Raw genomic sequence first — 13,897 nt, 5'->3', positions numbered from 1 at the left:
CGGAGCGTGTACTCATCCAAAATAACCTAACAAACAAGCTGGAGGCGCATGTTGAGCAGCCTCCGGCTTATTTTTATATGTTGAGGTTCATCCTGCTCGTAAGTAAGATAAAATCACTCTTGCTATATGTCATAATTTAAGATATATTATTAATTAAATAATCGATCATTTAATTAATTTAAAGAGAGGGGAATACATTTGGCAAGACCCATCAATGAAGAAAAAAGACTGGAGCGGCGTAAACGTATCCTAGAAGAAGCTGTTGTCCTGTTCGCAGAAAGTGGATATTCTAACACCACAACGGCGATCATAGCGCAGAGTGTGGGAGTGACTCCTGGAACCATTTTTCAATATTTCCCCAGCAAAGAAGCTTTATACTACGCCGCTGTCCTTGAGCCGCTGGCTGATATTCAGGCGAAATCGCTTGCTTGTCTACAACAAGAGGGGACGCCGGGCGTATTGATTAAGAGCATGGTGACAGAACAATTCAACCATATCTACTCCTATATAAATGAATTGCGGCTTGTTCAATCTGTCTTAGGACAACGAGTAAAATTCCCCGAACTTACACAGAAGGTCCTTGAAAGTATAAAGGTAATGACAGATGCGATCGAATGCGTCTATGCCAAGGGACAGTTAATGGGAGAATTCAACAAAAGCTTTTCTCCAGCAATGATCTCTCGTGCCTATATCTCTTTCTTAAATGGAGTGGGCTTAACTCTTGGAGAAAGTATTATTCATCATCCCGAGTGGGAAAATCTGAAGGGGCATGCCTTTTATTTGTTCGCACCCATACAACCTAAAGAAAAACTGGAGGAGTCTGAATGAGTCAAGCATCATTACAACCCGATCTGACATTTAACGTTCGTGTGAAAAAACGAAAGAAAATTTTATGGAGCCTAGGGATCGTGCTTTTGCTTGTGACGGCTCTTGTATTTTTTATATCTTATAAAGTAGTAGACACCTTGTTGCACCATCCTAGAGACACTAATGTCAGCTACGGATTGAATATCGATAAAACTCCCTATGAAGAGGTCGAGTTCAAGAGTGAAAAAAATGATAATACGATTAGAGGTTCCTTCTTTCCTGCAAGTGGTCTTTCTGGTAAATCAAGTAGTAAAACGATTATTGTCGTCCATGGATATACGAGCAATCGTTTAGTCAAAGGGCGGACCCAAAAGTTAGTAGAGCACTTCGTTCCGAAAGGCTACAATGTATTGGCATTTGACCTCAGTTCACAAGGTAAGTCCGATGGTGATTTGATTACGCTGGGCCTCAATGAAAAATATGATTTGCTAGGAGCTGTAAGCTATTTAAAATCGAGAGACCATACGGGTGATAACATTGGAGTTATCGGTTTTTCAATGGGTGCTGCTACTTCTTTGCTAGCCGCAAGTGAAAGTGATGACATCAAAGCCGTAATTGCGGATAGTCCTTTTCGTAATGCTGGTCTATTTCTGAGAGAGGGTTTGCCCTTCTTTTCAGGTTTACCTGCGTTTCCATTCAGTTATACATCGACATGGATGGCAAATTGGGCCTTTAAGGTTGATCTTGATTCCATATCTCCTATGGATGCGGTAAAAAAGATGCAAGACAAGCCAGTTATGCTCATTCATGGTACTGGAGATCAGCAAATTAGTTATAAAAATACAGAAATTATTTACGAGTCCTTAAAAGATAACCCAAAAGCAGAAGTATGGTACCCGCAAAATACGGAGCACATCGATGCCATCAACCATTACCCCACTGAATATTTCAAAAGAGTAGATCACTTTTTGGATGAATATGTAGGGAAATAAATTCAATCCAAGAGAGCCAACTAGCTGAACGAGTAACCACACTTATAGGAAAATTCCCTAGCGCTTTTCAGCGTAAAGAAGCAAGTAATTGAATTATGAAAAAGACCTAAAAAGGCCCTGTAAAGGGCCTCAAGTGGGTTCATATATCTCCTTATCCATTACCCCTTCTGCTTGTAAAATTCATGGTACAGCTTCATTAATGCACGCTTTTCAATGCGGGACACATACGAACGCGAAATCCCCAGCTCTCTGGCGATTTCCCGCTGTGTACGTTCTTCACCTCCGGCTTCCAGGCCGAATCGACCAATAACTACTTCTTTTTCACGCTCATCTAAAATATCCAGGTTGCGATAGATTTTACTCTTCTCGATTTTGAGCTGTACTTTATCTACAATATCGTCCGCCTCGGTGCCGAGGATATCAATCAAAGTAATCTCGTTGCCTTCCTTATCAGTCCCTATAGGATCGTGAAGTGATACGTCTTTGCGTGTTTTTTTCAGGGATCGTAAATGCATCAGGATTTCATTTTCTATACAACGGGCTGCAAATGTTGCCAGCTTGGTGCCTTTCCCGGTCTGAAAGCTTTCGATGGCCTTGATCAGTCCGATGGTGCCGATGGATATAAGGTCCTCCAAATCTTCACCGGTGTTATCGAATTTTTTCACAATATGGGCCACCAGCCGTAGGTTATGTTCAATGAGTGTGTTACGAGAGTGTGCGTTGCCTTCGGCAAAAAGCTTTAGGTGTCGAGCTTCCTCTTTCTCAGTCAATGGCTGCGGAAAGGCGTTGTTTTTCACGTAGGAAACGAGTAGCGTCAATTCCTTGATGAACAGAGCGATAGCGCTAAATAGTCCGGGCACGGATGACACCTCCTGAGGTAGTTGCGAACTTACCGGCCTTTGTTACTTACCGGGCTTGCGGTCTGTTTATTGTATGTAGGCAAGTGCCCATCCGTGCCTGTACTCCGAAAACTGCTCCGTAACAATTTGCCGGATATCTTGCTGGAGCAACCTCCAATACTTAATTCGAAACATAGAGATCTCTTCGACACAAATCAACGCACTCCATATAGCCAGAGGAAAACCCGGAATAGCCTTACATTATCCAACAATTGGTTTCCCATTTTCTCTCAGCAGAGTATTAACTTCTTTCTAAATATGACAATGGGAGTGGAGAATAGACCATTGTATCTCCATCTTCATCACGTTTTAAAACAATAGCAAACTCAGCACCATTACTTTCATCACCTCTTGGCAACGGGAATATCATAGCCGGACAACGCAACTCATAATTATGAGGAAATTCTTTTCGAAAGTTCTCTAAAGCATAATTCAAAATCGCATCTATTTTGTCGGTAAGCACATTAAATCCGCCTATTACAAAATCATTGTATTCTTGGGAAGCGGTGTACTTCTCAAATAATTTTCTTTTATATTCCTCAACAGTACTAAAACAAACTTCCCAATCCAAAGGGAATATGCCATTTCCCAAATAATAAGTGTATATTTTCATATTCGATCCATTTCCTTTCTCGCACCTCATTTAGTTATTTATATTCTAAACATGCAACTCCCCGCCCGCAAATGAGTTTGCTATTATGATGTCAGACCGCTTAAACACTAGTATGCATTCCATGATCAAGGAATATATTCATAGAGAGTTTCATATAAATGATATATATCAACCTTTTCAACACATTCAAAAATTAAACTTAAGGAGGAATTTCAACATGGCAAAATTCAGTCAAAATCCAGACAACTATACTTTTTCCATGGATCCTGTTGTTATAGCAGAGGAAAATGTATCAACCAACGGAGATTCCAAAAATACTTTTCCGAAAAATGTTTTAATTGATAATAATCTCTATTGGGAAAGCAGCTTAAACGGTAAAGGTGGAGAAATCATCTTCAAATTAGATACAGGTAAGACGATCAATGATATTCTTTTAGCTCAGCCATCTTCTCGAGCTTTTATACTTTCATTTTCTTTTCACGGCTCTAGAGACGGAGAAAATTGGTTTAGGTTAGGTGAAGTCGAAACTTTGCCAACCACTGCAAAAACAACCTATCAATTTAGTAATGAGATTCCTTTTTCATATTATAAAATAACTGTACTTTCCTCCGGGATGAGTAGTACAACCTCCTATTATGGTATACGATATATTCAGCTAAGAACCGCACTCATTAATGGCGTTCCTGCCTACAGAGCATCCAATCTAAACCCCGCTATTGCGGAATAAGTTAGTATACACAAAAAAGGGGCTGGCCAACGCCGCCCCTTGATTCATTCTATTTCATTTGAAGCATGTTATAAATCATCTCTGCTGCTTCTGCACGTGTGACCTCCTGTTTGGCACGGAAGCTACCATCTGGATATCCTTGTACTAAATTAATTTCGGTTAGACCAAGTACATCCTTTCTGGCCCACTCTACAATTTGAGAGGAATCTGAGTATGCACTGCTTTCTTGCTGTGGTGTAGCCTTGACAATGTTATTCACCATTTTAGCCGCCTGCTCACGGTTAATGACCCGATCTGGGCCAAATTCTCTATTACTAAACCCGCGAGCAACCTGATCTTTAATCGCCGTTTTGAGCAGATCAACGTACCACGCCGATGGATTGATATCCTCGAAGCCTAAAGTCACATCCGTTTCGAGCGGTAATTTCAAGGAACGGACCAGCATAGAGGTAAACTCCATACGTGTTACAGGTCTGTTCGGCTCAAATAGCGTGTGGGTTGTTCCCTTTACTACACCTAAATCAGCAAGCACATTTATTTTTTCTCTATTAAATATCCGATCAATGTCACTAAAACGATTTGGCTTCTTTTCAACGGTTGAATCTTGAATGTGCTCTGTTTCTATCGGTTCCTTTATAACAGGCTGAATCGGTTTTACACTCTCCGCCCCTCCTGCTCCGCCACCTGCTTCCACAGTATTACCCGTTGTTTTGCCATTCGCTTGTTTTGCCTCTGTGCGTTTTCCTTGACTATTTTCTGCCCAAAGTTGAACTGTATACAACCGCTTCTCTTTAAGCTGTCTCCAGATATAGCCTCGATCCTTACCACGATATAGCTCTGTTCCTCCTTCACTGGCGAGGACGAAAATATCATTCTCATGGTCAGATTCCCAATGGATGATAAACTCACTATTCGTTGTTTCCATCTTCGAAAACGCAAATGCTGGAGACGGCAGCGTCTCCACTTCACCTTCTGTCTGCTTACCCTCACCACTTGTGTTCAATGGCTTGACGGTAATACGATACAATGTAGAACTATCCAATCCATCTACTTTAAATTCATGGGTGGTCGTATGACCGATAAGCATCTCGTTTTGGTAGACATTGTAGGCATCTGCACCCGGAGCTTCTTTCCACGTAACAACCAAATCGGTATCTGTTACTTTTTTCACAGTCAATCTACTGTCTGATATCTGACCTGGCAAAGCGCGATACGTAAACGGAACTAAATTACCTGCCCCCGTTGTATTCACGGCCTGTATACCAAACGAGTAAATCATACCAGGCTGGATACCTGAAAGCTTAATATGGGCATCTCTGGTGTTAAAAACTTCCCCCGTATCTTTACGGGTTACAGTATATTGATAAGCGCTCTTGATCTCATCCCAGCTCAGTGAAATAAGGCCAGCCTCAAGTTCTGTAACATTAACATTTTGTACTTCAGGAGGACGTGTCAGCAGCTCACCCAACGCTGGCTGGCTGAAACCACTACTGTTCCCACTGCTCACTTGAAAATCATAGTTTTTCCCACCTGTTAAACCAGATATAACCACACGTGGTTCCGTACTATAATAATCTTGACCGTTGATCGTCACCTTATATTGAGTTGCCCCATCAACCGGGGCCCATATCAATGTGGCATCGTGCTCGCGAACATCTACAGTTGCAAGTTGTACAGCCGAAATCGGTAGTGTTAATGCGTTGATAGAAGTATCTTTACCCGTACCACTTCGATTGTAGGCTCGTATTTTAATATTGGCAGACCTGCCCGCTGGCAAGCCCTCAAAAGTATAAGAATGAATACCACGCGCAACCCGCACCTTCGGTTCATCGTTAACATTCAAGATGTATCCTTCAGCCCCCTGCACATCCTGCCACTCAACACCGATAGCATACACATCCTTCGTCACACCCGATAATGTAGTTACTCGATCAGGTAAAGTGATGACTCCCAGATGAGCAAAGTCTCCGAATCCTGTTGCATTTTCAGCGGAAACATTATAACCATACTCTGTTCCCGCCTGAAGATCAGTATCGGTGAATTCTGTATACACATCGTTATAAACCGATACTTCATTACGTTCTAGGGCATAGTAGGTGGCAGTGATTACAGAATTCCACTTCAAGTCGATTCCATCTTCTCTTACAGTTACATTCCGGAATCCGTTCGGGCTGTCTGGTAGGCTTAGAAAAGATACATGCTTTGCTGTACCCTCTCCAGTGTCATTCATAGCTGATACAGAAACATCGTAATATTTACCAGGCTTCATTCCCGTAATTGGATTATACACATCCTGTGTAACCGTATCCTTAAATATGATTTCTCCCGTACTTACGTCTGCTGCTGTAATATTATATCTGTTAGCTGATGAAACTGGCGTAAAGTCAGCCATGATTTCTGTAGAATGACGAGAGACAGGTCGTAACTGGATATGATCAGGAGCATCAGGTAACGTTAATACACGGACTCGATTGGAATACGCATTGCCTCCTACATGATTACTAGAACGCACTTCATATTCGTATTGCCGTCCTCCTTGTAGCCCTCTATCTGTAAAAGAATTTGTCGGATGCGTAACATCCCAAACCTCATTAGTTGTTATATTTCGGACTGTATAGACGTAACCATCATCAAGGGCCGACGGGAGTGTCCACTGCAAATCAGCTTCTGTATTTCGTACGGATGTCGCAGAGAGCACAACCGACTGGGGCTGGTTTTGAATGCGAAGTGCACCGCTAACCGTTTCATAAATGTTACCCACCCTATCTTTGACCTTGGCATGAACATACCATTCACCTTCATTTGAAAGATCCATCTGGATTGTTGTGTCGGCTGCAGCATCCCAGTTTTCGGGTGAATCAGGGCTGTTCGTGATTTTATACTGCATTGTGGATGACTCAATCCCCGAATGCTGATCGGCATATCGTATCCTTACAGGAATATGAGTATCTTTCCATTCACGCGAATCCGGCGTCAGTTGGATCGTCGGTGGTTCCAAATCAATATAAGACACCGCGGACACCGGATCGCTTCGATTTCCAGCTGCATCTACAGCTTGTGCAGTCAATTTTATGACCCCCGAACCCTTTAATATTCCCGATGAACCAGACACATAAGCGCCAGAACCTAATTGATATTCATAATGTACTGCTGTAGTATCCGTCGCACCCGATAGAGCGAACTGAACTGGCTTATTGGTATATCGAGTAGGTATCGTCACCTCGGAAAACGTAACTTTTGGAGCCGTTGGCTTGGTTCGATCAATCATAACCGATTGAGTTACGATTGAACTAGACACATCAAGATTATTGATCGTCCGTGCTGATAATTCGTAAATTCCTTCTGCGTTTAATGTAAAATTACCCTTGTAGGTCAACCACTCCCCAGATGGACTCAAGCGATACTGTGTCATCTTAATTCCATTTGTAGGGTCACTTCCTGAATCAATGGTAATATTCACATCACGGTTCGTTGGGCCTGTTTCACTAGTCCGGATGACAGGAGCAGTCGGTCCCTTTTTATCAATAGTGACTTCCTTGCTTACTTCTCGGCTCACATTACCGACGCTGTCAATGGAGCGTGCATAAACCGTGCTTTTACCATCTTTATTTACATGAAACACTCCACTATAATCCTGCCAATCCTGATTCACAACGCCTGTCATACGAAATTGAGTATGGGCTAGTCCAGAATAATCGTCTACACCTGGTTGTAATGAAATCGTATAGTCATTACTATTCCCTGTTGCTTCTATGCTAGGGGGAGTTGGTGGCATCTTGTCTATTCGGACATTCCCGGAAGAAAGGCCACTATACTGGTCATTCACATCCACTGTCCGGGCATAGATTGTATTTACACCATGGTCATAGACAGTGAAAGGCCCGGTGTATGGCTGAAATGCTCCTCCGTTCAGACTATATTCATAGTATTTTAATCCTTCAGGAGCCACATCTCCATCGATCCACACGGTTACAGGGTCTTTGGTCCACCCTGTAACAGCTTGTCCCTCTGCGTCTGCGTGAATCTGGGGTGGTTTAGGCATGAGGTCCGATTTGGGAATAACACGGACCCCAAACTTGGATATTTCATTACTTGTCTGTTGGTTAGTTCCCATCGCTCTGAAATAGCGAACATCCCTTAATGTAATTGAGTCGGTGATATCTATCCATTTTCCCTGGTAATAGCTATCAGCATAGAATTTCCTTACATTAATCCATGTATATAGATTCGTTCCGTTAGGCCTCCAACTGTCGCCTGCGGCGGCATTAGACGTATATATATCGGTATGATAAGACCCCTCAATATAAACAAAAATCTTGTAATCCGAAGCCTTAATAGATCTTCCAATATCAATAAAACGATTTGTCGGCTGTGTAGTCCCATCACATTTATACCTCGCCGAACCCGTGCCAGTGTATACTTCTGTTGCTCCTATCCCATTTCCTGACCAAGAACCCCAACTATCGCCTCCACCCGGCAAATTGTTTTGGCAAAAAGGGCCCCCAATGATCTCCTGAGCAGCAGCGGATACCCTTTCCGGAAATATGGGAATCATCGTTAATAGTAGGACTACAGCCAAAAATCCATACACCCACTTCCTATACTTCCTTACCTTTCGCTTATTTTTTCGATACATACACTTCTCCTTACTTTATTTTATTTTCAAAGAGTTTTACAAACTCGCTTCGAGTAAAATAGAAAAAGCACCTCAAACGAAGGCGTTAATGCCTAGGTTTGAGGTGCTTCCTCTATATCACGAGTATGTTTTGAAGCTATTATACTTCGTTCCAAGCAGGATGTAAACAGAACTGACAAATTATTTAAGGGTGTTAATGAACTTGAACGCCTAAGCTCCGAAAAAATCCTCGCATATTCTGCATGTAAGAATCCTGAGTAGCGGAAGATTCCTTAAGAAGATTTTGCATGCTGTTCATAAAAGCAGAAGCTGATGTCGTATCCGCTTTGTCAAAGCGATTGTTTAACGGTGTGTTATTTAGCAACTCTGTATTCTGTCCCATACGTTCCTTGTATTTCTCAATCCAATCAGGATGTTGAGGAACCTTTTGCGCAAAATTTAACAGTTGGCTCAACCCATTTCCTCCACCTTTAATATCATTCATGTACGCCGTATATTTTTGAGGATCGACCTGCTTCATCACTTCCGACAGCTTGACATAATCCTCAGGAGCACCTGACGGACGATCCATTGGAGTCGTGTAGCTAATATCTCCGGTCTCTGGATCAGTGGATCGTGTTAAAGCAATACCAGCGATCTGGTTCATGGTTTCCAGAAATTCTTTGGCCTTGTCGCCTTCCATGTAATGATCGGCAATATACTTGGATTGGGTAACTCCCATCTCCAGCAGCACAGCTCGCTGACTCTCATCGGTTACTGTTCCGTCGACGATAAAATTAGATTCAATCATACTGTACACTGCATTAGACACTTCTTCTGATTGACCTTCCAAAACCCGGTTTAATGAATCATTGATTTGGGTTGTACCGAAATACTTGGCAGCCTGTGATACAATAGCTCCTTCGGCCAACTGTCTGCCGGCTTCACTGATCTCCACGGAGTCTTGAACTACGAATCCCGAGACCTTTTCTTCATGAAGCTGGGATGATGGAACTTGCTTACTTGTCGGATTGATCCGTAAGCTACTCGCATTAAGAATCGCTTGCTGTGCTCTAAGAGGCCCAAAATTCATCCTATTTCCTCCTGTCATGTTTGTAACAGGCAATCTAAGGCGTATGTATAGTGTAATGTGACCCTGTTTCTATATATATCGGACAAAGCATATATGGAATGAATATATGCTTTGTCCCAAAAATGAACAAATATTGAAGCAAACTACTTTTGATTCAAATATAAAATACTCAAGCAACAAGTTACCTTAGGGTTAGCTTAATAACCTATCTATCAACCGCCATAAATACTATAGGCAAAGTGATATACAATATCCGTATCTATAATCGAAGTACCTGACACCTGAGCGGCTACCCCTGATAGATCATAGTAGTGTGTAAAACTGATGGCTCCAGACAGGTATTCCGCTATACTTCCAGTGGAAGATGGCAGGGAAAGAGTCACACTAAAGGCTCCATTCTGGTCCGTATAAGCTGTGCCTGTACGAGTACGATTCCCGCTGCCTTCAGTCCAGTTCTGATTCAACCATGTCACATCAACAGGTGCATTTGCCACTGGATAACCATCAGTTGTCTTAACTACACCATTCACGGTAAGGTTACTGCGTTGATTAACCCGATAATGACGACCATATGAGTAGTTCGGATAATCATTAGGGCCATTAGCAGAATCATAGCCGGTAATTTCAATTTTGCCAGCCTGAAGCACCGGCTTCAGTGTAAGTGTGTACAAATGATTGGGTGAATACTGATTGGTTGTGTACACTCGCACATAGTAGGTTCCTGTATTTAAGCTAACATTATGGTTCGTTTGCGGCAAAAGCACCATTTGGTTTCCGGTAAGGACTCCGTAGACTTCCGCTTTGTAGCCATAACCGTCCGAAACACTGTCAAGCTTGACGTTCAAAGCGTCATAATTGCGGCTGGCTGGGATCGTAACTTGGTACCAGTCATTATCAATGCCTGAATGAATGGAGCGTGAATTAAGCGATGAACCGCCCGTACTAAAGGTAAAGTTGTAGGCATGGAAAGCACTCTCATCTGGTTCATATGCATCGTAGCTGGAACTTGTATCGACCGTTAGATAGAAAGGATCATTGATACTGGAACCTTTTTTGGCATGGACAGCAATCGCATATGCCTTTTCATTTCCAGAAGCGTTGCGGGTTCCTACGTTTTCAGGAAGTGAGGCAGCCCCCTGTTCATAATTGTTAAAATAAGTACCATAGGTGGATGCGTCAATGGCATTAGGATTAATGTCCCCTGTCGTCATATCAAACTCATATAAGTATAAATCATAGTCAAGCTGGGCTGAAAATGGACCATCCAACTGGGCCTGCAACAATTCACCAGGCTGCAAATAGATCGGATATAAAAATTGTGTACCTCCCTCTTGCGTAATCGTACCGGAATACGTAGCAGAAGAAGCTGTGGCTGAAGCAACCATTGGGCTTTCTTTCAGCGAAGACATGGATTCCCTTTTCAATGAGGTTGTCTCTGGTGTCTTGAAGTTGAGATTTTCTTGCATGACATAAACCGAAGACGTAACGCTGTCTGGCTTGTCTGCCCGCGTTAAACGCTTAATTAAGTCTTCATTTTCAGTTGTTAGCTGAATCTTGGACTCTGCCCTAATCGCTTGATCCGATGCAGCCTCCTTACTTTCACTCGCGTTCGCAGTCATTCCGAAAGCAAACAGAAGCATCATGCTTAACATCACTGCAATAGCCTTTTTGAACCTCTTCATACTGAAATCCCCTCTCAAATGGTTTAAGGAATTCCCGCTATCCCCGGATAAACCAGGGTGATTTCTAGGCTGCATGGCTCTATCATAAATCATCTTTGGTTCTATTGGAATATATTATGCAAAACATTTTCTATTTGTAATCTATGAAAACAAGACTATTTTCTTATCCTTGCTAAATAAACATGAAAAGTCGCTCTTTCAGAAATGGAAAGCCTCGGCTAACCCTTCAGAAAAAGCGACTCTCTCATGATCGAAATGACATTAAAGCATTTCTTAGTTTCTCAAGCTGTAAGCAAATAGATAAATAATGTCCGTCGCACTAATCGAAGTTCCATCGACCTGAGCCGCTACTCCTGTAAGATCAAAATAGTGTGTGGAAGCAATTTCACTTATATATTCTACATTTTTTCCTGTCGATTGCGGAAGAGAAAGGGTCACACTGAATTTACCGCTATCATCGGTGTACGTAGAAGCCGTTCTCGTACGGTTACCGCTACTCTCGCTCCAGTTCTTATCCAGCCAAACGACCGTGACAGGAGCATTGGGAACCATTTGACCATCTGTTGTTTTCACAACACCGTTCACGAACAGACTGCTGCCTCCGTTAATACGATAATGACGACCGTAAGAATACGTCGGATAATCATAATAGCCATTGGAGTTATAGCCGGTAATTTCAATTTTGCCAGCTCGAAGCACCGGTTTAATCGCTAGTGTATACAAATGGTCGGCTGAATACTGACTTGTGCTGTACACTCGTACATAGTAGGTCCCTGTGCTTAAGGTAACATTATGATTGGTTTGCGGTAGAAGCACCATTTGGTTGCCAGCAAGAGCTGCATATACTTCCGCTTTGTACCCATAGCTTTCCGAAGTGCTGTCCAGCTTCACATTTAATGCATCATAATTACGGCTGGCTGGTACTGTAACTTGATACCAATCGTTATCTATAGCGGAATGAATGGTACGGAAGTTAATCGAGGAGCCTTTGTCGTTAACCGTAAAATTATAAGCATGAAAGGCACTGTCATCCGGCTCATAGGCATCATAGTTGGAGCTTACTGCTACAGTTAAATAAAAAAGATCATTAATGCTAGACCCCTTCTTGGCATGAACTGCAAGCGCGTATGCCTTCTCGGCTCCGATTGAGTTGCGAGTTCCTACGTTTTCTGGAAGAGAAGCAGCTCCTTGCTCATAATTGTTAACATAAGTCCCGTAGTTGGAAACATCTATAGGATTGGAATTAATATCACCTGTCGCCATATCAAACTCATACAGATATAAGTCATAGTCTAGCTGGGCTGAAGACGGACTATCCAACTGAGCCTGTAACAATTCACCCGGTTGCAAATAAATCGGATATAAAAACTGTGTGCCTCCCTCTTCTGTAATCGTGCCGGAATATGTAGCAGTAGACGCTGTCGCTACGGTCGCTGCAGCTTTAGCTGATACTGATTTTGTGCTGGCTTTGAGCGAAGGGGTAACTTTCTTTTTCAATACAGATTTCTGTGGTGTCGCCAAGTTAATATTTTCTGTAATGGTGTACACCGAATTTGTGATACTGGCAGGCTTGTCCGCGCGTGTTAATTGTTCAATGACACTTCCCTTATCAGTTGTTAGCTGCACATTGGAAACTGCCTGAATCGCTTGATCCGTCTTCACCTCTGGGCTTGCACTCGCATTCGCCGTCATCCCGAATGATAGCAGGAGCATTGAGCTTAGTGTAACTGAAACCACCTTTTTAAACCTTATCATACTGAAATCTCCTCTCAAATGTATTAAAGAAATACAGCTATTCCTAAATATATGCAGGGAAATTCTAGGATGTCCTTTTCTGTCATAAAGGAATTCTGGTTTCAATGGAATATAATTCTTAAAATATTCTTATTTGTAATCCGTATGAATAGGGTTTAGGTTAATTAACTTAATGATGAAAAAACTTAGCGTGTTTATGTTAGTATTATGTTGCTTCTCCATTTTGGCAGCCTGCTCTACCGATCCGGTTAAAAAAGATTTAATTACCTATGTGAATGATGGAATGCTTACGTTAGCACAAGATGAAAAAACAGTAACTGAAAAATATGGATCCGTGACCGGTGATAACTTCACAGATGATGAAACACTATATAATACGTTACGAGACGAAATTATCCCACAATACACCAAATACCTTGATAAAGTTGAAGCAGTGAAGACGGAAACCCCTGAGGTGCGAGCTGTCCACGAAACCTACATCAAGGCGGTTAGCACTCAAAAGGAAACATTCATTACGATGCTCGATGCGTTGGAAAAAGGGGATCTGAACTTAATTAATGAAAGTAACACCAAGCTAAGCGAGGGTAGAAAGCTATTCAGAGATTTTGGTGAACAGGTTAACACACTTGCTAAAGAGCATGATGTGACTTTGAATAAGAAATAAACAAAAAAACTCCCATTATGGGAGTTTTTTCACTTCAGGATTTTGCAAAA

The 13,897-nt window shown here is 42.2% G+C and carries 10 protein-coding genes; 4 read left to right on the top strand and 6 right to left on the bottom strand.

Annotated features, from left to right (window positions below; translation table 11 throughout):
• Nucleotides 1-198 precede the first annotated feature (198 nt).
• Both ACEN8J_RS05485 and ACEN8J_RS05480 read left to right on the top strand, forming a co-directional pair.
• Nucleotides 199-828 (top strand): TetR/AcrR family transcriptional regulator, encoded by a 630-nt coding sequence (locus ACEN8J_RS05485; protein WP_029515397.1) that lies wholly within the window; start codon nt 199-201, stop codon nt 826-828.
• Entirely contained in the window at nt 825-1,799 is a 975-nt protein-coding gene (locus ACEN8J_RS05480; protein WP_029515398.1) for an alpha/beta hydrolase, read from the top strand. The genes ACEN8J_RS05485 and ACEN8J_RS05480 overlap by 4 nt, the downstream gene beginning before the upstream one ends.
• A 158-nt stretch (nt 1,800-1,957) precedes the next feature.
• On the opposite strand, the gene sigK is transcribed toward ACEN8J_RS05480, so the two are convergent.
• Both sigK and ACEN8J_RS05470 read right to left on the bottom strand, forming a co-directional pair.
• A complete protein-coding gene (gene sigK / locus ACEN8J_RS05475) occupies nt 1,958-2,659 on the bottom strand; it encodes an RNA polymerase sporulation sigma factor SigK (RefSeq protein ID WP_013311218.1) in 702 nt (233 codons plus the stop codon).
• Nucleotides 2,660-2,939: 280 nt separating this feature from the next.
• Nucleotides 2,940-3,311, bottom strand: a complete 372-nt coding sequence (locus tag ACEN8J_RS05470) for a hypothetical protein (RefSeq protein ID WP_029515399.1) — start codon at nt 3,309-3,311, stop codon at nt 2,940-2,942.
• A gap of 217 nt (nt 3,312-3,528) precedes the next feature.
• On the opposite strand from ACEN8J_RS05470, the gene ACEN8J_RS05465 reads away from it, so the two are divergent.
• Nucleotides 3,529-4,038, top strand: coding sequence for a discoidin domain-containing protein (locus ACEN8J_RS05465; RefSeq protein ID WP_029515400.1), 510 nt, complete (start codon nt 3,529-3,531; stop codon nt 4,036-4,038).
• A gap of 49 nt (nt 4,039-4,087) precedes the next feature.
• Here ACEN8J_RS05465 and ACEN8J_RS05460 read toward each other — a convergent pair whose 3' ends face one another.
• The 4 genes from ACEN8J_RS05460 to ACEN8J_RS05445 all read right to left on the bottom strand — a co-directional run bounded on the left by ACEN8J_RS05460 (nt 4,088) and on the right by ACEN8J_RS05445 (nt 13,183).
• Nucleotides 4,088-8,674: a fibronectin type III domain-containing protein gene (locus ACEN8J_RS05460; protein ID WP_495594327.1), complete on the bottom strand. Its 4,587-nt coding sequence runs from the start codon at nt 8,672-8,674 to the stop codon at nt 4,088-4,090.
• A gap of 193 nt (nt 8,675-8,867) precedes the next feature.
• Nucleotides 8,868-9,746 carry a hypothetical protein gene (locus ACEN8J_RS05455; RefSeq protein WP_029515402.1) on the bottom strand — a complete coding sequence of 293 codons (879 nt, stop codon included), beginning with the start codon at nt 9,744-9,746 and terminating at the stop codon, nt 8,868-8,870.
• A 212-nt stretch (nt 9,747-9,958) separates the two neighbouring features.
• Nucleotides 9,959-11,428, bottom strand: coding sequence for a transthyretin-like family protein (locus tag ACEN8J_RS05450; RefSeq protein WP_029515403.1), 1,470 nt, complete (start codon nt 11,426-11,428; stop codon nt 9,959-9,961).
• A 273-nt stretch (nt 11,429-11,701) separates the two neighbouring features.
• A complete protein-coding gene (locus ACEN8J_RS05445) occupies nt 11,702-13,183 on the bottom strand; it encodes a hypothetical protein (protein ID WP_029515404.1) in 1,482 nt (493 codons plus the stop codon).
• A gap of 172 nt (nt 13,184-13,355) precedes the next feature.
• On the opposite strand from ACEN8J_RS05445, the gene ACEN8J_RS05440 reads away from it, so the two are divergent.
• On the top strand, nt 13,356-13,847 hold the full coding sequence (locus tag ACEN8J_RS05440) for a hypothetical protein (protein ID WP_495594326.1): 492 nt from the start codon (nt 13,356-13,358) through the stop codon (nt 13,845-13,847).
• Nucleotides 13,848-13,897: the final 50 nt, after the last annotated feature.

It is taken from the genome of Paenibacillus sp. Paensp38 (assembly GCF_059491915.1).
This window is presented reverse-complemented; position numbering and strand designations above follow the sequence as displayed.

Coding starts and splice junctions, on each gene's coding strand:
- ACEN8J_RS05450 (WP_029515403.1), bottom strand. CDS start 11,428: ATGAAGAGGTTCAAAAAGGCTATTGCAGTGATGTTAAGCATGATGCTT.
- ACEN8J_RS05455 (WP_029515402.1), bottom strand. CDS start 9,746: ATGAATTTTGGGCCTCTTAGAGCACAGCAAGCGATTCTTAATGCGAGT.
- ACEN8J_RS05465 (WP_029515400.1), top strand. CDS start 3,529: ATGGCAAAATTCAGTCAAAATCCAGACAACTATACTTTTTCCATGGAT.
- ACEN8J_RS05445 (WP_029515404.1), bottom strand. CDS start 13,183: ATGATAAGGTTTAAAAAGGTGGTTTCAGTTACACTAAGCTCAATGCTC.
- ACEN8J_RS05480 (WP_029515398.1), top strand. CDS start 825: ATGAGTCAAGCATCATTACAACCCGATCTGACATTTAACGTTCGTGTG.
- ACEN8J_RS05470 (WP_029515399.1), bottom strand. CDS start 3,311: ATGAAAATATACACTTATTATTTGGGAAATGGCATATTCCCTTTGGAT.
- ACEN8J_RS05460 (WP_495594327.1), bottom strand. CDS start 8,674: ATGTATCGAAAAAATAAGCGAAAGGTAAGGAAGTATAGGAAGTGGGTG.
- ACEN8J_RS05440 (WP_495594326.1), top strand. CDS start 13,356: ATGATGAAAAAACTTAGCGTGTTTATGTTAGTATTATGTTGCTTCTCC.